Annotated in this window: 19 protein-coding genes; 11 read left to right on the forward strand and 8 right to left on the reverse strand. The window is 42.2% G+C overall.

The genetic code is table 11. The annotated features are described in order from the left end of the window. Positions 1 to 10: 10 nt before the first annotated feature. Positions 11 to 607, forward strand: a complete 597-nt coding sequence (locus ACYVNW_RS02160; protein WP_460678195.1) for a DUF502 domain-containing protein — start codon at positions 11 to 13, stop codon at positions 605 to 607. 19 nt (positions 608 to 626) lie between these two features. Here ACYVNW_RS02160 and ACYVNW_RS02165 read toward each other — a convergent pair whose 3' ends face one another. From ACYVNW_RS02165 to ACYVNW_RS02175, 3 genes are all read right to left on the reverse strand, one after another. After that, positions 627 to 1,874, reverse strand: a complete 1,248-nt coding sequence (locus tag ACYVNW_RS02165; RefSeq protein WP_460678196.1) for a TCR/Tet family MFS transporter — start codon at positions 1,872 to 1,874, stop codon at positions 627 to 629. Between the two features lie 66 nt (positions 1,875 to 1,940). Continuing rightward, a complete protein-coding gene (locus ACYVNW_RS02170) occupies positions 1,941 to 2,414 on the reverse strand; it encodes an MFS transporter (protein ID WP_460678197.1) in 474 nt (157 codons plus the stop codon). Positions 2,415 to 2,423: 9 nt separating this feature from the next. Continuing rightward, positions 2,424 to 3,179 (reverse strand): MFS transporter, encoded by a 756-nt coding sequence (locus ACYVNW_RS02175; RefSeq protein WP_460678198.1) that lies wholly within the window; start codon positions 3,177 to 3,179, stop codon positions 2,424 to 2,426. 117 nt (positions 3,180 to 3,296) lie between these two features. Between ACYVNW_RS02175 and ACYVNW_RS02180 the strand changes: the two genes are divergently transcribed. Both ACYVNW_RS02180 and ACYVNW_RS02185 read left to right on the forward strand, forming a co-directional pair. Next, on the forward strand, positions 3,297 to 3,905 hold the full coding sequence (locus ACYVNW_RS02180) for a TlpA family protein disulfide reductase (RefSeq protein ID WP_460678199.1): 609 nt from the start codon (positions 3,297 to 3,299) through the stop codon (positions 3,903 to 3,905). Between the two features lie 339 nt (positions 3,906 to 4,244). Beyond that, positions 4,245 to 6,131 carry a hypothetical protein gene (locus tag ACYVNW_RS02185; protein ID WP_460678200.1) on the forward strand — a complete coding sequence of 629 codons (1,887 nt, stop codon included), beginning with the start codon at positions 4,245 to 4,247 and terminating at the stop codon, positions 6,129 to 6,131. A gap of 46 nt (positions 6,132 to 6,177) precedes the next feature. Here ACYVNW_RS02185 and ACYVNW_RS02190 read toward each other — a convergent pair whose 3' ends face one another. Both ACYVNW_RS02190 and ACYVNW_RS02195 read right to left on the reverse strand, forming a co-directional pair. Then, the gene (locus tag ACYVNW_RS02190; protein WP_460678201.1) at positions 6,178 to 6,885 is read right to left on the reverse strand and encodes an LOG family protein; all 708 of its coding nucleotides are present in this window, start codon (positions 6,883 to 6,885) and stop codon (positions 6,178 to 6,180) included. Positions 6,886 to 6,913: 28 nt separating this feature from the next. Beyond that, entirely contained in the window at positions 6,914 to 8,398 is a 1,485-nt protein-coding gene (locus ACYVNW_RS02195) for a sodium:solute symporter (protein ID WP_460678202.1), read from the reverse strand. A gap of 136 nt (positions 8,399 to 8,534) precedes the next feature. Here ACYVNW_RS02195 and recR point away from each other — a divergent pair, with 136 nt between their 5' ends. From recR to ACYVNW_RS02210, 3 genes are read left to right on the forward strand one after another with little or no spacing between them, the layout of a single operon-like run. Next, entirely contained in the window at positions 8,535 to 9,152 is a 618-nt protein-coding gene (recR, locus tag ACYVNW_RS02200) for a recombination mediator RecR (protein WP_460678203.1), read from the forward strand. Positions 9,153 to 9,157: 5 nt separating this feature from the next. Continuing rightward, a complete protein-coding gene (locus ACYVNW_RS02205) occupies positions 9,158 to 9,997 on the forward strand; it encodes a glycosyltransferase family 2 protein (protein ID WP_460678204.1) in 840 nt (279 codons plus the stop codon). Next, positions 9,981 to 10,796, forward strand: a complete 816-nt coding sequence (locus ACYVNW_RS02210) for an SDR family oxidoreductase (protein WP_460678205.1) — start codon at positions 9,981 to 9,983, stop codon at positions 10,794 to 10,796. Before ACYVNW_RS02205 ends, ACYVNW_RS02210 begins: the two co-directional genes overlap by 17 nt. A gap of 201 nt (positions 10,797 to 10,997) precedes the next feature. Here ACYVNW_RS02210 and ACYVNW_RS02215 read toward each other — a convergent pair whose 3' ends face one another. The 3 genes from ACYVNW_RS02215 to ACYVNW_RS02225 form a co-directional block, all read right to left on the reverse strand. After that, positions 10,998 to 11,861 carry an SDR family oxidoreductase gene (locus tag ACYVNW_RS02215; RefSeq protein WP_460678206.1) on the reverse strand — a complete coding sequence of 288 codons (864 nt, stop codon included), beginning with the start codon at positions 11,859 to 11,861 and terminating at the stop codon, positions 10,998 to 11,000. Between the two features lie 180 nt (positions 11,862 to 12,041). Further along, positions 12,042 to 12,986: an ion channel gene (locus ACYVNW_RS02220; RefSeq protein ID WP_460678207.1), complete on the reverse strand. Its 945-nt coding sequence runs from the start codon at positions 12,984 to 12,986 to the stop codon at positions 12,042 to 12,044. A 24-nt stretch (positions 12,987 to 13,010) separates the two neighbouring features. Beyond that, positions 13,011 to 13,415 (reverse strand): VOC family protein, encoded by a 405-nt coding sequence (locus tag ACYVNW_RS02225; protein ID WP_460678208.1) that lies wholly within the window; start codon positions 13,413 to 13,415, stop codon positions 13,011 to 13,013. Between the two features lie 355 nt (positions 13,416 to 13,770). Here ACYVNW_RS02225 and trpD point away from each other — a divergent pair, with 355 nt between their 5' ends. The 5 genes from trpD to trpA are packed head-to-tail and all read left to right on the forward strand — an operon-like array spanning position 13,771 to position 17,845. After that, positions 13,771 to 14,760: an anthranilate phosphoribosyltransferase gene (gene trpD / locus ACYVNW_RS02230; RefSeq protein WP_460678209.1), complete on the forward strand. Its 990-nt coding sequence runs from the start codon at positions 13,771 to 13,773 to the stop codon at positions 14,758 to 14,760. 9 nt (positions 14,761 to 14,769) lie between these two features. After that, positions 14,770 to 15,408, forward strand: a complete 639-nt coding sequence (locus tag ACYVNW_RS02235; protein WP_460678210.1) for a phosphoribosylanthranilate isomerase — start codon at positions 14,770 to 14,772, stop codon at positions 15,406 to 15,408. Further along, positions 15,392 to 16,573, forward strand: a complete 1,182-nt coding sequence (gene trpB / locus ACYVNW_RS02240) for a tryptophan synthase subunit beta (RefSeq protein ID WP_460678211.1) — start codon at positions 15,392 to 15,394, stop codon at positions 16,571 to 16,573. Before ACYVNW_RS02235 ends, trpB begins: the two co-directional genes overlap by 17 nt. 13 nt (positions 16,574 to 16,586) lie before the next feature. Beyond that, positions 16,587 to 17,045, forward strand: a complete 459-nt coding sequence (locus ACYVNW_RS02245) for a hypothetical protein (protein ID WP_460678212.1) — start codon at positions 16,587 to 16,589, stop codon at positions 17,043 to 17,045. A 14-nt stretch (positions 17,046 to 17,059) separates the two neighbouring features. Beyond that, positions 17,060 to 17,845: a tryptophan synthase subunit alpha gene (gene trpA, locus ACYVNW_RS02250; RefSeq protein ID WP_460678213.1), complete on the forward strand. Its 786-nt coding sequence runs from the start codon at positions 17,060 to 17,062 to the stop codon at positions 17,843 to 17,845. Positions 17,846 to 17,849: the final 4 nt, after the last annotated feature.

The following is a 17,849-nucleotide window of genomic DNA, read 5'->3' on the forward strand; positions in this document are numbered from 1 at the left end:
GTTTGCATTCATGAACAGATTTTTTCGGGCGCTGCTCAGGTATTTTGCTAAGGGCCTATTGGTAGTAGTACCTTTAGGAGTAGCTATCTTTTTAATTTATTGGGCAGTTGCCAGTATTGATAATGCGCTCAACATTAGTACATTTATCTGGGTAAACCCCAAAACCGGTAAGCCAATTTATATCCCAGGCATGGGCGTGTTGGGTGTACTGGTTGTGGTATTAATTGCCGGTGTGCTGGTTACCAATGTGATTACCGACCCTATTAAAGGCTGGTTTAACCGCTGGCTTAACCGCTTGCCTTTGTTTAAGTTTCTGTATTCTTCAGTTAAAGATTTAACCGAAGCTTTTGTAGGCGAAGAAAAGAAATTTAATGACCCGGTTTTGGTGACTATCAATGAGTTTGGTCTTAAAAAAATCGGTTTTTTAACTCAAAAGGATTTAAGCGCCATTGGCTTGCCTGGCGAGGTGGCAGTATATTTTCCATATTCTTACTCCTTTGCAGGGCAGGTAGTTATAGTACGTGCCGACAAGGTAACACACCTGGATAAAAACGCCGCCGAAATGATGAAGTTTGTCATTTCCGGAGGTGTAAGCGGATTGGAATAGTCCGACCTGATAACTCCGGCTATGCTTTACTTATCACTTCTTTTTTGTTAATGTATTTAAAACTGCGGTAGGCCATACCCGCACTGATCAGCATTAAAACGGCGCTCAGCAAATAAGGTGCTCCCGGAAAATATACAGGGGCATGCTTGGCGGTAAAATAAGAGAAAATACTACTCAACAATAGTGGGCCGATAATCGTACTCACACTCACTAAACTATTTAAAGCACCCTGCAATTCGCCTTGTTCATTGGCAGGTACTTTGCTGGTAATTAAACCCTGAAGAGCAGGGCTTGAGATACCACCCAAACAATAAAATATCATATACACATACATTTGCCAACCCTGGCTGGCAAAGGCAATGAGTGCCAATCCTAATGCATAAAATAGTAATCCCGCCACTATATTTTTTTCTTCGCCAAAGCGCGGGAGTAACACCCGGATTAAACCACCCTGTATACTTACCAGTAATACCCCAATGTATATACCCAGGCTGCTAATGCTGGCTAATGTCCAGTTAAATTTTTCCGTTAAAAAGAAGGATAGCACAAACTCTACTGCTTTTTGCGCAATATATACCAGTGTGTAAGCTCCTACCAAGGTGCTGAACGCCGGGTAATGCGCTAATTTGCGCAAGGATGAAATAGGGTTAGCCTTTTTCCAGTCAAACTTTCGGCGGTGGTCTGGTGAAAGTGATTCCGGTAATACAAAAAAGCCATACAAGGCATTAACCAAAGCCAAAGCCGCAGCTGCCATAAAAGGAAACTTAATGTCCACCATGCCCAGGTATCCGCCTAAACCTATACCCAATATAAAGCCCAAACCTGAAGCGGCACCTACGAGGCCAAAGTTGGCAGCACGGTTATGGCCTGTGCTGATATCGGCAATGTAAGCAGTTGCCGTAGTGGTGCTGGCCCCGGCAATACCGGCTATAGTACGCCCTGCAAAAAGCCACCCTATAGTGGGGGCAAAGGCCATAAACAGATAATCAATACCGAAACCCAATAGCGAAAGCAGCAATATGGGGCGGCGGCCATATTGGTCGCTCAGGTTGCCCAAGGCCGGCGAGAATAAAAACTGCATGGAAGCATAAGTAAAAGTAAGGTATCCACTGTACAATCCGGCGGTACTTACACTAATGTGCCCCAGGGTTTGTAAAAGTTTAGGCAGCACCGGTAAAATAATGCCCAAGCCTAATACATCAACAAATATGGTAATGAAAATGAACCCGAGGGCCGCTGTACGCTTGGGGGGTAAGGTTTGCTCCATATGGAAGTAGAAAAGCAGATTTAAGCTAAAAGTTTGTGAATATATGGATTTGTGACAAACTCTTGCTTAAAGTGCTTTTGCGGTACGTGCCCTTTTGAAGTTAAGTATAGCCAGTAAAGTACTAAATACCATTAAAACAGCACCCATTAAAAATGGAGCCCCCGGAAAATAAACCGGAGCTTTAGGCCCAATAAACCAGGCAAATAAGTTAGTCATCAATAAAGGGCCAACTACAGAAGTGGCACTCATTAAACTGGTTAACCCACCCTGCAGTTCACCTTGCTCATTGTCAGGTACTTCATTGCTGATCATGCCTTGTAGAGCAGGGCCAGCTATACCGCCTAAGCAGTAAGGTACCAAAAAGGCAAACATCATCCAGCTTTTATTGGCAAAGGCAAACAGTAACAAGCCCAAAGTGTACATAGCAAAACCCAATACAATACTTTTTTTGTGCCCCAGTTTAGGGATCGTAATTCTAATCAGTAAACCTTGTACCAAACCCGATAACACGCCCACTACACCTAACGAGTAGCCCACCATACTTTTAGACTAGTGGAAACGGTACTCGGTAAAAAAGTTCCATGTGCTTTGCACGGCATGAGCTGCGATGTAAATTAACACTAATGAAAGCACCAAGCCTGCTGTAGCCGGGTATTTGCGCAATTGCGTCAATGAACCTACCGGGTTGGCACGTGCCCATTCAAACGGACGGCGCTTTTCGGGCGCTAAAGATTCGGGCAATAAAAATAAACCATATAAGGCATTTAATAAGGCTAAACCTGCAGCTACCAAAAAAGGTAATTTAACACTGATGTCGCCCAGTATGCCACCTAACATTGGGCCGATAATAAAGCCCATACCAAAGGCAGCGCCTACAATGCCGAAGTTTTGTGCGCGTGTTTCAGGTGTGCTCACATCGGCAATATATGCCGAAGCAGTGGTAAAACTGGCGCCGGTAATGCCAGCCACAATTCGCCCTACAAACAGCCACCAGATGGTAGGGGCAAATGCCAGAAACAAATAATCAACACTGAAGCCTAAGAGCGAAGCCAATAATACTGGCCGACGACCGTATTTGTCGCTCAAATTACCAATTACCGGTGCAAAAATAAATTGCATAATGGCGTAGGCAAAAGTAAGCCAGCCACCATAAGTAGCAGCGCTGGCGTAAGTGCCATGTATTAGGTTTTTAATCAGGTCCGGGATGATGGGGATAATAATACCAAAGCCGGTAATATCAATAAGTAGCGTAACAAAAATAAATCCGAGTGCAGCTTTAGGTTTGGTTGAGATTGGTTGGTCCATAACCGCAAAATAACAATTAGCGTTGGGATTGATACGATTGCGGTTAGGTTATATTTATAAATTTTGCAATCAGCTGTTATTGTGTATATTGTGAGTACATAATAATTTACTTATACCATGAAAAGAAAAGGTTTAATAACTGCCCTTGTTGTGGCCTGTTTAGGATTGACTACGGCCAGCTATGCACAAACGTCAGCGAATGCAATGCCTGAACCTGAAATGATTATTGGACAAGCGGCACCTGCTTTTACATTAAAAGATATGGAAGGAAAAACTGTTTCTCTGGCCGATTACAAGGGCAAGGTAGTGGTGCTTGATTTTTGGGCTACCTGGTGCGGCCCATGCAAAATGTCGTTTCCGGGCATGCAAGTGGCGGTAAACCGGTTTAAAAATGATAAAGATGTACAGTTTTTATTTGTAGATACTCGTGAAAAAACAGACAACTACCAGCAATTGGTAAAAGAATTTTTACAGCAAAATAAGTACACTTTCAAGGTAGTGTATGATGAAAAATTGGCTGGGAATGAAAAAAGTAAGCTATACAAGAATTATAAAATTGTAGGCATACCTACTAAATTCATTATTGACCGTAAGGGCGTTGTTCGGTTTGAAAACATCGGCTTTATGCCTGGCCAGTCGGCTGAAGAGCTTGCTGGTGAAGTGTCAAAAATGATTGAACAAGCTAAAGGACCGGCTGCTTCTAACAAGGTAGCAAAAGCAAAGTAAGAATTGTTATTTCTGTTTTATGCAAACAGGCGCTTTGAATAATTTCAAAGCGCCTGTTTGCATTTCAGGGCTTTTAAATGCTAATGAATATGGAGTTTAAATATTAAAACACGATAATAAAATTTGAAAAGCGTGCTTGCCATTTTTGAGGCGATTATTTTTTAAAGCGCAAGTGTTTGGTGTATTTTAGCTGTTCAATACATAGTGTTTCTTGGTGCCGTCAACTCACAATTCCTCCGGCTGTCACCGCCTATCAAACTTTATTGCTGTTTTCAGCTTTTAAGGAGTGATGTTGTTGGTTATACATACAGGTTCTATTTTCTTTATTCAAGGTTAATAATGGCGTTTAAATTTTTGAAGCAAGGCTGGAAAAGAATCACCGTTATCATACTGTTGAGTTTAATCGCCATTTTGGCAATAGGCACCATTGTATTAAATATTTACTTCTACCCAATATTAAAAGGAAAAGTACAAACTCTTGTATTAAAAGGTACCGATAGCTTATACCGGGTTAATTTTAGCAATGCAGACTTAAACCTATGGCAGGGCAGCGTAACATTGCAGCACCTTGAACTGGAGCCGGATACCGGGGTATTCAGAAAAAAGAAAAGTCAGGGTGGATCCCCGTCGAGCCTTTATCACATCAAAGTTGAGAAGTTAGTAGTTAACCACATTCATCCTTTCAAATTGTGGTTGAAACACGAAGTAGACCTGGGGCAAATTTTACTGAGCGCTCCTGAAATCCAGATGGTTTCTTATCCTGCTCCCGATAAAAAGCATAAACCGAAAGATAGCCGTACTTTATATCAGCGTATTTCCAGTTCATTACATGCGATATATGTAGGCGAAATCAGGCTGTATGATGTAAAACTGCAATATGAAAACAGGAAAGGCAATAAGCCATCCATATCGAAATTTAAAGAACTGGATTTAGGTGCTAACCATTTACTGATAGATTCAGCTACACAGTTTGATACCAGCCGTTTCTTTTATTGCAAAGATCTATTTCTGAAACTCAATAATTTCAGAGGCCGTACCCCAAACGGTTTGTATGCATATAAAGCCAACCTGATTGAGTTTTCTACGCTTGGCCATCAGTTAAATGTACATCATCTTTCTTTGCTGCCTGCAGATAATGCGGCCGCTTATTTCAAACGAACCTACCAGGACCGCTTTTCAATACAGCTCGACCTGTTGCGCTTTAATCATTTCGATTTCGATATTTTTGATACTACTCATACAATTAAAGCTAATTCAATTGTGTTGGCCCAAGGTCACATCAATTTGTTTAGCAACCCGCGCATTGACCCTAAAAGTTATACTACTGATAAATCAAGTGCTTTCCCTCATCACGCCATTCATACGTTGCCAATTCGGCTTGATGTTGATACCGTGCGGATTAAAGGCATCCAGGTACGCTATGATGAGTATAACGTAAAGACAAAACAACAGGGGTACGTTACATTCAGCCATGTAAACGGTAGCTTATTAAACGTAACTAATAATCCTGCCAGCTTAAAGAAAAGTAAGCATTGCGATGTTAGACTCAACTCACTTTTTATGGGTAGGGCGCCGCTGCTGTTAACAATGAGATTGAATTTGGTAGATAGTGCTTACAGTTTTAGCTGTAATGGGCAGTTAGGTGCTATAAACTTACAGGTAATTAATGTGGCAACTGTACCCTTGGCTTCGTTGCAAATTAAATCCGGAACGGTTAAAAAATTCACTTTTAATATTAAAGGCAGCAGAAAAGGCACCAAAGCAAATATGCAGCTTTTGTATAACGACTTGAAGATACAGTTGCTTAAAGCAGATACAGCCGAGCTCAAGCAACGCCGTTTGGCTTTAATGTCTTTGCTTGCCAATACCTTAATTATTAAAAATAACAATCCGGATAAAGCCGGCGAGGTGCCTCGGTCAGAGTCGATCGATTATATACGACCCATTAATTACCCATTTTTTAAAACTTTATGGCGAACCTTAATGATGGGTATTAAGCGCAGCGCCTGTTTGGATGCAAAAACGCAGGCTGATGCTGATGTGAAGTTTGCCAAAAAACAGAAGGAAAAGGCATTAAAAACTAATCCTAAAAGCGAGCGAAAAAAAGCAAGGCAGGAAAGGCGCCGGTTAAGAAAACTAAAAAGAGCGCAGAAAAAAGCCAGAAAGCAGGCAGAGAAAGAGCTAAAGAAAGCGCAAAAAGCAGCGGCTGAAAAAAGCAAAAGCTAAAACCTGTATAGATTTTAGCTTTTGGAAATCATTGAGCGCGTGTAAATTAAAAGTTCGGCTTTAATACATATTTATCATAGAACCTGAAGATATGCTCAACGGCCTCTTCGGCGGTATCTACTACGCGGTATAAATTCAAATCATCCGGACTGATGTTATGTTCACCAGCCAGCATTTTTTCTTCTACCCATTTAAACAGGCCGCCCCAGTAATCGGTACCTACAAACACAATCGGGAAGCGGGCAATTTTACCGGTTTGTATCAGGGTAATGGCCTCGAATGATTCATCCATTGTACCAAAGCCGCCCGGCAGGATGATGAAACCCTGCGAGTACTTCATAAACATTACCTTGCGTATAAAGAAGTAATCAAACTCCAGTAACTTATCGCGGTCAATATATTTGTTATGAAATTGCTCGAAAGGGAGCTCAATATTTAAACCTACTGATTTACCACCGGCCTCGTAAGCGCCTTTGTTGGCTGCTTCCATAATGCCTGGGCCACCGCCCGAAATTACACCATAACCGCGCTCGGTAAGCAGGCGGGCGGTATCTTCGGCCAGTTTGTAATAGGGGTTATCGTTATGGGTACGGGCCGAGCCGAATATAGATACACAGGGGCCAATTTTAGCCAGCTTCTCGAAGCCGTCTACAAACTCAGCCATAATTTTAAATATCTGCCAGGAGTCGGTTACCTTAATTTCATGCCAGTCTTTATTTTGAAAGGCTTGTCTGATTTTTTCTTCACCAGTCATCGTTATTTTTCTATAAGTATTTATCGGTTTACAATGCAGCTACCCGGTTTTTGGCCTTCGAGGTAAGCAGCAAACCGGCAAATGTAATCAATCCGTTGATAATGATAAGCTCATTATCAAAAACATATCCGTGCAATAGCTCTTTTGACGCTGTACTGAGTATATAGCATACTGCCGGCGAGATAAGGCAGATAAAAGGCACCAGTTTATCATTCACCTGCCGGCTGCTCACAAATAAACCGAAGCTGTATAAACCCAGTAACGGGCCGTAAGTGTAGGATGCTACTTTAAAAATGGCACTCACTACCGCATCGTTGTTAATAGCGTTAAACAGCAGAATCGTAATTAGCATCAAACCTGAAAAGAAAATATGAACATAATGCCGGGTGCGAACCATGGCAGGCGAGTTGGTATTTTTCCGTTTGTTGAAATTTAAAAAGTCCACGCAAAAGGAAGTGGTTAAAGCCGTAAGTGCCGAGTCGGTAGTGGCAAAGGTAGCTGCCGTTAAACCCAGCATAAAAATAATGGCCGGAATGGTGCCTAAGTAATTCAGCGCAATAGTAGGGTAGAGGTAATCGGTTTTCTCCACTTTAATACCTTTATTGGTGGCATAGATATACAGCAGTGCGCCAACACTCAGGAAGAAAATATTAATGATTACAAACACGGTGGTGAAACTGAACATGTTTTTTTGCGCTTCGCCAATGTTTTTACAGCTTAGGTTCTTTTGCATCAAATCCTGGTCGAGGCCCGTCATGGCAATGGTGATAAACATACCACCCAGAAACTGCTTGCTGAAATGCAGCTTATTGCTCATAAAATCGTTAAAAAATAGAACTTGAGAATAGCTGCTGTTTTTAATGGCTTCGGCCGCTTCAAAAACGTTGAGGTTAAGGCTGCGGCATATAAAAAAAATAGATAAAAAGACGGATGATACCAAAAACAGCGTTTGCAGGCTATCCGTAATGATAATGGTTTTTAAACCGCCTTTAAATGTGTATGACCAAATGAGCACCAAACATAAAAGCACCGTTATGGCAAATGGAATGTGATAGCTATCGAAAATGAATTTTTGCAGTACAATTACCACTAAATATAACCGGAATGCAGAGCCGATAGTACGGCTTAACAAAAAAATTGCAGCGGCTGTTTTATAACTCCAGGTACCTAAAGCACTTTCAATATAACTATAAATTGAAGTAAGTTTCAGGCGGTAGTATAGCGGTAGCAGTACCGTGGCAATCACAATAAAACCTGCAGCATTACCCAGCACAAACTGAAAATACGCAAACTGATCGCCGCTTGGCGCGCCAACTTTGCCGGGTACCGAAATAAAAGTAACGCCGCTCAGAGCAGTGCCAATCATGCCGAAAGCCACCAGGTACCATTTAGAGTTACGGTTAGCTACAAAGAAGGTATCGTTGTCGGCTGAATTTTTGGAAGTGAGATAGGAAATCACAATCAGCACCAAAAAATAACCGATAATAAATAGCAGGAGTACAGCTGGCGACATATATAAGTTTAATGGTAAAAGCTAATCGCAAGGTAACAATATTAATCAATTTTTATACGCAGCCTATTGGCTACAAAAGCCGCTTGATGACGTTGTGTTGACGGGTTTTGAGGCGCGTTTTTTGTATATTTACAGTATGAATTTTTCGTCAAAATTGTTAGAAAATGCGGTGTTTGAGTTTTCTAAATTGCCGGGTGTGGGCCAAAAAACCGCCCTGCGTTTAGTGCTTCACCTGCTTGATCAGGATAAGGCGGATGTAGAGCGTTTCAGTACTTCAGTAAATAAAATGCGTAATGAAATACAGTATTGCCGCGTATGTCATAACATTGCCGACCATAGCCTGTGCGAGATCTGCTCATCGCAAAAGCGCAACCATCAAACCATTTGCGTGGTAGAGGATACGCGAGACGTGATGGCTATAGAGAATACAAATCAGTACAATGGAGTGTACCATGTATTGGGCGGTTTGATTTCGCCCATGGAAGGCGTTGGCCCCACCGACCTGGAAATTGATTCTTTAGTAGCCCGTATCAGAGCCGGAGAGGTTAAAGAAGTGATATTTGCACTTAGCGCTACCATGGAAGGCGATACCACTATTTTTTATTTACACAAAAAGTTAAAAGATTTTAACATTAGCCTTTCTACCATTGCCCGTGGCATAGCCTTTGGAGGAGAACTGGAGTATGTGGATGAGATTACCCTGGGGCGTTCTATTACTACCCGCATTCCTTACGAGAATACTTTGGTAAAATAGATATTATGAAACTTTCTGTTGTTGTTGTTAACTGTAATGAAAAGAAACTGCTTAAACAAGCACTGATATCTGTAGTTACAGCTGCAGCAGCAACAGAACTTGAAATTATTGTGGTAGATAATGCTTCTGCTGATGGCTCGGTGCAGATGTTATCTACCGATTTGCCGGAGGTAAAAGTACTGGCTATTGATAAACAGGAATCTTTTACTAAAGCTGCCAACCAGGGCATAGCTCTTGCTACCGGAGAGTATATATTACTGCTTAGTCCTTCGGTATTGTTGAGCAACGATACCTTGTTAAAAACAATAAAGTTTATGGACGAACACCCGGCCACCGGCGCTTTGGGTGTACGCATGATTAATGGGACAGGCCGGTTTTTACCCGAATCGAAACATGGTTTGCCGCTAGCTTGGATCCGGTTTTTTAAATATATGTTCTTGTTTCGTTTCTTTCCAAAATTGCGCTTAAATCAGCACGTTTCTTCATCGGGCTGGACGGAGGAATTTGATAATGCCGAGGTAGATGTATTGTGCCGCAATTTTACATTGTACCGTAAATCGGTGTTAAATAAAATAGGTTTGTTTGATGAGCGCTTTGCTTACTACGGACAGGATATTGATTTATCCTACCGCATTCGCTTGGCCGATTATAAAAATTACTACTACGCTAAAACACATGTGGTAAACTATAGTACCACACATCCAAACAAATTAAGCTGGCATTACCTGAAAAATTATTATGGTGCAATGGTTACCTTTGCCACCAAGTATTTATTCAAAATGCCGGCCATCAGTTTAGGAACTGACAAACCGGTGTCAGCTTCCCTCTATGAACTTGAAAGATAAAGTTGTTATTGTTACCGGCGCTTCATCCGGTATAGGCAAAGCTTTGGCTGTCCAGCTCGCTAAAAAAGGCGCTACATTGGTATTGGCTGCACGCCAGTACGTTACCTTATGTGAAATTACCCAAGAACTGGAAAGGAAGTATGGGGTAAAAGCTTTAGCCGTACAATGTGATGTAAGCGTAGAAGAAGATTGCGCTTATCTCATCAAACAAACGCTGCTCACGTTTCAGCGTATTGATGTACTGATCAACAATGCGGGCATTAGCATGCGTGCGCTATTTAAGGATTTGGATTTGCAGGTGCTAAAAAACCTGATGGATGTTAATTTTTGGGGAACGGTATATTGTACCAAATATGCTATGCCCGAATTGCTGAAAAGCAAAGGTACAGTAGTAGGTGTTTCTTCTATAGCTGGCTACAAAGGCCTACCTGGCCGTACCGGCTATTCGGCCTCTAAGTTTGCTATGAATGGTTTTTTGGATGCCCTGCGGGTAGAAAATTTAAAAACCGGTGTGCATGTACTTACCGCTTGTCCGGGCTTTACCGCTTCAAACATCCGTAATACGGCATTAAATAAGGAGGCTAAACAACAAGGCGAAAGCAGCCTGAACGAAGAAAAGATGATGAGTGCCGACGAGGTAGCGCAAATCATCGTCAAAGGCATTGAAGACCGTGACCGTACGCTCATTATGACCAGCCAGGGAAAGCTAACCGTATTGCTTAATAAATTGATTCCCGGCTTTTTAGACAAGATGGTTTACAACGTATTCACTAAAGAAAGAGACCCACTGTTAAAATAAAAAAATATATTACGCTGGGCGATGGCGGCGTTTAGTTCCAGAAGCTCTCAAACACGTCATTGCGAGGTACGAAGCAATCCTCGATGGGCAGTTATTGCACGCCTGCACTGTAAGTAGGAGATGGCGCCCGTTCCTCGCAATGACGCAATGAAAAGTCACTTTGTAATTAAATAATGTTATCGCTCAAAATGACGTTGTTAATTATCCGTTCACCACTTCACCGCCATTGACATGGATAACCTGCCCGGTGATATAAGAAGCATCATCAGAAGCTAAGAACACATAGGCCGGTGCAACTTCCGAAGGCTGACCGCCTCGTTTCATTGGGGTTTCCTGCCCGAACTTTTCAATCTTCTCTTCGTCAAAGCTCGATACAATCAATGGCGTCCAGATAGGGCCGGGTGCTACGCCGTTTACACGGATATTTTTCTCGGCTAAATTTTTACCTAACGAACGGGTAAAACTCAAAATTGCACCCTTCGTTGACGAATAATCGAGCAGGTTAGGGGATGAGCGGTAAGCAGTAACCGAGGTGGTATTAATGATACAATCTCCCTCCTTTAAGTGCTTCATTGCTTCTTCAGCAAAATAAAAATGAGAAAATATATTGGTTCTGAAAGTGGTTTCCAGTTGCTCATCACTAATATTCTCGACATCTTTTTGTGGGTACTGCACGGCTGCGTTATTCACCAGGATATTCAATTTACCCAATTCTGCTACGGCTTTTTGTACCGATTGCTTGCAAAATGCACTGTCTTTTACATCGCCCTGAATCAAGATACAACGCTGACCGACTTCCTCAACCAGTTTTTTAGTTTCTTCAGCATCCTCACTTTCGTCTAAATAAGCGATGGCCACATCGGCGCCTTCTTTGGCGAAATGTATACTTACTGCCCGGCCAATACCGCTATCGCCGCCGGTAATCAAGGCAGCTTTGCCACGCAGCTTTCCGGCAGCTTTATAATCTTGTTTAATATATTCGGGCTTTTGCTGCATTTTAGCTTCACTGCCTGGTTGGTATTCCTGCTTTTCGCTTCCCGAAAATTGGGTGGGTTCTTGAATCATAGTAAATTTTGATTAATGAATTTATCTATAGGTTAACTCGGTTTAAGAGATACAGGTTTTAGAAATGTGAAGATGTATTGATAATAAAGATGGAGATGCTGCCGCTTGCTGTGCTTCGAGAGCCTCAGCATGACAAGGAGTTTCTATTTAATAACAATAATGGTGAATGTCAGCAAAGGATTAATTCAATTCAGCAGGCTGATAGCTGCTCAGCTTGCTTAAATCTAAAATCACCTGTCCGTTTTCGCCAGCAAAGAAGGTTGGGGTAAATTTTCCGCCCCATACCATTTCGTTATACTGGTAGGAGGTGCGCGATTGTACCGTTTGCGAAAAAGTATCGTCAAAAGCTTTTAAAATGATATTAAATGTGGCTTGCTTTTCCTGCAATTCTTGTAAAGAAACATCTTTTAGCGGGCTGTCATCATCCAAAGGGTGTACTACGGTCCAGCTTAAGGTAAGTAGTTGTACACCGCAACGCTCCAGTTTTAGCGGCATAAATTTACGTACAATTTTGCCTTCTATCGTGTCATTAAAAGAGAGTGTAACATCGGCTCTTAAATCAATTAATAGGTTGCGGCGCTTGTTAGCCAATCTGAACATAATACCATTAATGCCATCGCGGTAAGGGGCAACCAGCATCCGCTCGCTATACATAATTTTAGCAGTAGGGAGCGAAAAACGCCCATATAACAAACCGGTGGCCAGGGCAAAAGCCAGTAAGCCAATCATCGATTCAAAAGCTGCTACGGTATTGGTAGCTACTCCCACCGGGCTGATATGTCCGTAACCCACGGTGCTCATGGTCTGCGCCGAAAAGAAAAAGGCGTCCAAGAACTGGCTCATATCGGTTATACCTGCCATGCCATCAAGGTTACCCGGGCCAAGACTTACATAAATTAAAGCGAACAAAATATTTACCAATAAGTAGCCGCTTAACACAATGAGCCAGAACTTGCTCCAACTCATGGTAATCATCTGGTGGTAACTGTCGGCAGTACTGAAATAGCCCTGCCCGGTACGCTTTACATTAATGGATCCATCGCGATTGATAATGCGCTGGGTAATGGCCTGGTTGCCAAAACCCAAATCGTTTTCAGCTTTGCCTTCCTGCTTAGTTAAAGCCATGCAATTGTTTGATACTAAAATTAACTAACCAGCCGATTCATCTTCAACACCATCCTCTTTGGGTTCCCAAAGCTCAACAATATTTCCTTCCGGATCCAATATGTGCACAAATTTCCCATAATCGTACGCTGCAATTTCATCAACCACAGTAACGTTAGCTGCTTTTAATTCATCCACCAGCGCAGCTAAATTTTCTACGCGGTAATTAATCATGAACGATTTGCTTGAAGGGTTGAAATACGTAGTATCCTGCGGAAAAGTACACCAGGAAGTAGAACCTGATTGAGACGGCTTATCAGCTTGGCGCCATTCAAAGGTAGCGCCGTACTCACCTGCAGGCAATCCCAGATTTTTGGCGTACCATTCGTTCATGCTTTTAGGGTCGTCGCATTTAAAAAATACGCCGCCTATGCCGGTTACTTTTTTCATGTGTAGGGTTTTGTGTGACTGTAATAGTGTTAAGAAATTTGATGAGCAATTTCTATCAAATAGTAGAATATTCCAAATAGATGAGGGGTATTAAACAAAACACTTACGGTTAATGCTAAAATTCATGTTACACTATTGCATTTGGTAAAAACTATTTTGATATTTGTTTCAACAAACAAACATGAAATTACAAGTAAATAACAACGGTTGGTGGCTTAACGAGTAACTCGTAAGGCAATCCTGTTTTATTTATAAAAATATTGGTTAGAAGGGTTGTCAGTACACTGACAGCCCTTTTTTCATATGTGCCTCATCCCTGTAACAGCGCATATCAGCATACATTCAGGGAATAGAAATGAAAGCGATACTTAACCATTTATTCGGTCACAAAACATTCAGCAAAGAGCAATCGAAAGAGATATTGACCAATATTGCCCAAGGCAAGTACAACAGCTCCCAGATTGCCGCTTTCATGACGGCCTATTGCATGCGCAGCATCACAGTTGATGAATTAGAAGGCTTTCGGGATGCCATGCAGGAACTTTGCCTGCCAGTGCACTTAGAGAGCGATGAATTGATTGATTTATGCGGCACCGGCGGCGATGGCAAAGACACATTTAATATATCTACCTTAGCTTCATTTGTACTTGCCGGGGCCGGGTACAAGGTAGCTAAGCATGGTAATTATGGCGTTTCCTCCGGTTGTGGGTCATCTAACGTGATAGAATACCTGGGTTACTCGTTTACTAATGATCAGGATAAGCTGAACAAAAGTTTGTACGAAGCGAATATTTGTTTCTTGCATGCCCCGTTATTCCATCCGGCCATGAAAACAGCCGCGCCCATCCGGAAGGAATTAGGGATAAAAACGTTTTTTAATATGCTGGGGCCAATGATTAATCCGGCGCAGCCTAAACACCAGTTGGTAGGGGTGTTTAATTTGGAACTGGCCCGATTGTATGCATACTTATACCAAAAATCGGATAGAAAGTATACCATTTTACATGCGCTGGATGGTTACGATGAAATTTCTCTCACGGGCGATTTTAAAACATTTTCGCCGGCGGGAGAGAAAATTAACAGCCTGCAAAGTTTAGGCTTCGAGCCTATTGATGCCACGCTGATTGCCGGTGGACATACCGTGCCTGAATCGGCCGATATATTCATTAAGGTATTAAATGCTGAAGGAACCAACGAGCAGCACAACGTGGTACTGTGTAATGCCGCTTTAGGGATTCAAACCATTCATCCCGAAAAATCATTTGCCGATTGCTTTTATGAAGCTGAAGAGGCACTGCTCAGTAAGCGGGCATTAAGCAGCTTTAAACGTTTAATCGCTAACTAAGCCCGATCTATGAAAATAAAAGTTTGCGGCATGCGCGAGGCAGAAAACATACAACAGCTGACAGCGCTGCAAACCGACTATTTGGGTTTTATTTTTTATTCAAAATCACCCCGTTTTGCAGGAGAGATGAAGCCTGAGATTTTTGACACGATGCCGTCATCTATCAGCAAAGTTGGCGTGTTTGTGAATGAAAATACAGATGTGATTGAGCAAATGGTAAATCAATATCATTTAAATGCTGTTCAGTTGCATGGGGGGGAAAGCCCGGATTTTTGTGGTCGGCTAAAAGGAAAAGTTGAAGTTTGGAAAGCTTTTGGTGTAAACGACAGCTTTAACTTTAACCAGTTGAATGCGTATGAAGACCAGGTAGATTACTTTCTGTTTGATACCAAGACCGAGGTGCACGGTGGTTCGGGGCAAACATTTAACTGGCAGGTACTGAATAACTATCAGCTAAATGTGCCTTTCTTTTTGAGTGGCGGGCTTAGCCTGGAGAATTTAGCAAGTGTTAAAGAAATGCATCATCCCCAGTTTTACGGGGTAGATTTGAACAGCCGGTTCGAAACTGAACCGGGTATAAAAGACATAACAAAGCTGCAACAAGCTTTTAACTTATTAAGACCAATTACCAATGAAATACGGAGTTAACGAGCAGGGATATTACGGTGATTTCGGCGGAGCATATATTCCCGAAATGCTTTACCCCAACATTGAAGAACTGAGGCAGCAATATCGCGCTATCATTAGTGATGCCGGTTTTAAAGCAGAATTTGATTCATTGCTGAAAGATTATGTAGGGCGTCCTTCGCCTTTGTATCTGGCCAAACGTTTATCTGAACGTTATGGTGCCAATATCTATCTCAAACGTGAAGATTTAAATCATACTGGCTCTCATAAAATCAATAACGCCATCGGTCAGATTTTACTGGCCCAGCGTTTGGGCAAAAAACGGATTATAGCCGAAACCGGTGCCGGCCAGCATGGGGTGGCTACTGCCACTGTTTGTGCACTTAAAGGTATTGAATGCGTGGTATACATGGGCGAAATTGATATGGAGCGCCAGGCACCCAATGTAGCCCGTATGAAAATGCTGGGCGCTAAAGTAGTGCCTGCTACTTCGGGTAGCAAAACACTGAAAGATGCCACCAATGAGGCCATGCGCGACTGGATTAACAACCCTGAAGATACTCACTATATTATCGGTTCGGTAGTTGGGCCATACCCATATCCCGAAATGGTAGCTCAGTTTCAGTCTATCATCTCGCAAGAAACCAAAAAGCAGTTGCTCGAACATACAGGCAAAGAGTTGCCGGAATATGCTATTGCCTGTGTAGGCGGAGGTAGCAATGCCATGGGCATGTTCTATAATTTTCTGGATGATGAAGAGGTACAACTCATTGCTGTTGAAGCAGCAGGTAAAGGCGTGGATAGTGGTTTTTCGGCAGCCACTTCGGCACTGGGCCGCGAGGGAGTATTGCATGGCAGCCGCACCATATTAATGCAAACTGATGATGGCCAGGTGGTAGAGCCTTACTCCATTTCGGCAGGACTAGATTACCCCGGCATTGGCCCGCAGCATGCGCATTTGCATAAAATTAAACGGGCTAAATATGTAAGTATCACCGACGAGGAATCATTAAATGCCGGTTTGCTGTTATCTCAGCTGGAGGGAATTATTCCGGCTATTGAATCAGCGCACGCGTTGGCACATTTGGAAAAAATGCAGTTTAAAGCTACTGATAACGTAGTCATCTGCCTGTCGGGCCGTGGAGATAAAGACTTGAGTACTTATATTAAGCATTTCGGATTTTAATTTGTGACATTAAGTGCCGGTACAAATCATTAAATACCGTGAGTGGACGTTCGAAGTAGATCCAGAAACTACTTCTTTGTTGTATCAGAATGTGGCAGCAAGCGGAACGGAAGAATGTGCATGTGGAAATTGCAAATACTTCTTATCCATCAAAAGTGATGTTTATCCTCTCGAGATCAAGGATTTATTTGTAAAGCTTGGTATAGATATCACTAAAGAATACGAAGTATGTGATCTCGGAGACCAAGCTACAACTTATGTATATAGTGGGTGGTTTCATTTTGTTGGACGCATACTTGACGGAAATGACGATACAATACAAGAAAATGCCGGAAGATTTAATTACAAAAAAGTTAACGGTGTATTTGATATTGGTTTTACCACTAAAATCAGTGCCAGCTTTTTTGATAATAATGAATATCCCTTGGTACAGGTAGAGTTTCTAACAACAGTGCCTTACCCATTAAACTAAAATAAAACAATATAATGTCTACGCTAACTGCAAATCGCCTCAATCAGGTGTTCGAAACTAAGAAAAATAACCTGCTATCAATCTATTATACGGCTGGTTACCCGGAGTTGCATGCTACGGTTGATATTGCTGAGGCACTGGAGCAGGCCGGGGCTGATTTTTTGGAAATCGGCTTCCCATATTCTGATCCGGTAGCCGATGGACCTACCATCCAGCACAGTTCGCAAATGGCGCTGGAGAATGGCATGAACGTGAACCTGCTGTTTGAGCAATTAGCCGAATTGCGCAGCCGTGTTTCTATACCGGTACTATTGATGGGGTACGTGAACCCGATGGTGCAATACAGCATTGAGCGCTTTTGCGCCAAAGCTGCTGAAGTAGGTGTAGATGGATTGATTATACCCGACCTGCCGATGTATGAATATGAAACTTTATACAAAGATGTATTCGCCCGGCATAACCTGAGCAATATTTTCCTGGTAACACCTCAAACTTCAGAAGAACGCATTCGCAAAATAGATGCCTTAAGTAACAGCTTTGTTTACCTGTTGTCTTCATCATCAATTACCGGTAAAAATTTGCAGGTGTCAGACACAATTGAAGGTTATTTTAAACGTATTGCCGATATGCAGTTGGACAACCCAACGATGATTGGCTTCGGTATTTCTGATGCTGCTGCTTATCAAAAAGCTTGCGCTTACGCTAATGGTGCAATTGTAGGCAGTGCTTTTGTAAAGCTGTTAGGTAACGAGGGACATATGGAACAATTACCTGAGTTCATTAAAAGTATAAGAGGATAAATCT

Source organism: Mucilaginibacter koreensis, from assembly GCF_054783355.1.

Excerpts from the sequence above, each read along its gene's own strand:
- recR (WP_460678203.1), top strand. The coding sequence starts at position 8,535 with ATGAATTTTTCGTCAAAATTGTTAGAAAATGCGGTGTTTGAGTTTTCT.
- ACYVNW_RS02170 (WP_460678197.1), bottom strand. The coding sequence starts at position 2,414 with ATGGTGGGCTACTCGTTAGGTGTAGTGGGCGTGTTATCGGGTTTGGTA.
- ACYVNW_RS02205 (WP_460678204.1), top strand. The coding sequence starts at position 9,158 with ATGAAACTTTCTGTTGTTGTTGTTAACTGTAATGAAAAGAAACTGCTT.
- ACYVNW_RS02215 (WP_460678206.1), bottom strand. The coding sequence starts at position 11,861 with ATGATTCAAGAACCCACCCAATTTTCGGGAAGCGAAAAGCAGGAATAC.
- ACYVNW_RS02160 (WP_460678195.1), top strand. The coding sequence starts at position 11 with ATGAACAGATTTTTTCGGGCGCTGCTCAGGTATTTTGCTAAGGGCCTA.
- ACYVNW_RS02185 (WP_460678200.1), top strand. The coding sequence starts at position 4,245 with ATGGCGTTTAAATTTTTGAAGCAAGGCTGGAAAAGAATCACCGTTATC.
- ACYVNW_RS02175 (WP_460678198.1), bottom strand. The coding sequence starts at position 3,179 with ATGGACCAACCAATCTCAACCAAACCTAAAGCTGCACTCGGATTTATT.
- ACYVNW_RS02235 (WP_460678210.1), top strand. The coding sequence starts at position 14,770 with ATGAAAATAAAAGTTTGCGGCATGCGCGAGGCAGAAAACATACAACAG.
- ACYVNW_RS02195 (WP_460678202.1), bottom strand. The coding sequence starts at position 8,398 with ATGTCGCCAGCTGTACTCCTGCTATTTATTATCGGTTATTTTTTGGTG.
- ACYVNW_RS02225 (WP_460678208.1), bottom strand. The coding sequence starts at position 13,415 with ATGAAAAAAGTAACCGGCATAGGCGGCGTATTTTTTAAATGCGACGAC.
- ACYVNW_RS02210 (WP_460678205.1), top strand. The coding sequence starts at position 9,981 with ATGAACTTGAAAGATAAAGTTGTTATTGTTACCGGCGCTTCATCCGGT.
- ACYVNW_RS02190 (WP_460678201.1), bottom strand. The coding sequence starts at position 6,885 with ATGACTGGTGAAGAAAAAATCAGACAAGCCTTTCAAAATAAAGACTGG.
- ACYVNW_RS02180 (WP_460678199.1), top strand. The coding sequence starts at position 3,297 with ATGAAAAGAAAAGGTTTAATAACTGCCCTTGTTGTGGCCTGTTTAGGA.
- ACYVNW_RS02165 (WP_460678196.1), bottom strand. The coding sequence starts at position 1,874 with ATGGAGCAAACCTTACCCCCCAAGCGTACAGCGGCCCTCGGGTTCATT.
- trpD (WP_460678209.1), top strand. The coding sequence starts at position 13,771 with ATGAAAGCGATACTTAACCATTTATTCGGTCACAAAACATTCAGCAAA.
- ACYVNW_RS02220 (WP_460678207.1), bottom strand. The coding sequence starts at position 12,986 with ATGGCTTTAACTAAGCAGGAAGGCAAAGCTGAAAACGATTTGGGTTTT.
- trpA (WP_460678213.1), top strand. The coding sequence starts at position 17,060 with ATGTCTACGCTAACTGCAAATCGCCTCAATCAGGTGTTCGAAACTAAG.
- trpB (WP_460678211.1), top strand. The coding sequence starts at position 15,392 with ATGAAATACGGAGTTAACGAGCAGGGATATTACGGTGATTTCGGCGGA.